This window comes from Stenotrophomonas sp. 3diitr2024, from assembly GCF_042136455.1.
Taxonomy (GTDB): domain Bacteria; phylum Pseudomonadota; class Gammaproteobacteria; order Xanthomonadales; family Xanthomonadaceae; genus Stenotrophomonas; species Stenotrophomonas sepilia.
The window spans coordinates 1-395 of record NZ_JBHHMJ010000412.1 but is presented as its reverse complement, the minus strand read 5'-3'; the positions used below and the strand labels follow the sequence as shown (position 1 = coordinate 395).

Below are 395 nucleotides of genomic sequence, written 5' to 3'. Positions count from 1 at the left end.
CGCTGCAACGAGATGCTGGCGCCGATGCTGGGCACCCTGCACAACCTGTTCTATTACGAAAAGCTCATGGCCGACATCCGTGCCGCGATTGAGGCGGGAACCTTCCTGGCCTTCCGCGAGTCCTTCTACGCGGCACGCGGTAGCAGTCCTCCAGCACACGCACCTGGCGGATGCGGTCCAGGCGGAAATGGCGGAAGTCCTCGCGGCCTTCGCACCACGCCGCCAGCGTCGGCACTTCATCGAAGTAGCCCAGCGCGAACGGCCAGGCGATCAGGGCGAGGATCGCCAGCGGCCAGCACAGTACGAACAGCAGGCACCACACACCGAGCGCGAACAGGGTCTTCATCACGGTCTCCTTGGGACGGCACCCTGCCGCCTGCGGACACCTTGGCGCC

The 395-nt window shown here is 65.8% G+C and carries 2 pseudogenes; one reads left to right on the top strand and one right to left on the bottom strand.

Going from position 1 to position 395, the window contains the following annotated elements:
* Window positions 1-153, top strand: a pseudogene (gene tgt, locus ABGA94_RS10310) (tRNA guanosine(34) transglycosylase Tgt); the annotation flags it as partial.
* Here tgt and ABGA94_RS10305 read toward each other — a convergent pair.
* Window positions 128-271, bottom strand: a pseudogene (locus tag ABGA94_RS10305) (WYL domain-containing protein); the annotation flags it as partial. The pseudogenes tgt and ABGA94_RS10305 overlap by 26 nt on opposite strands.
* Window positions 272-395: the final 124 nt, after the last annotated feature.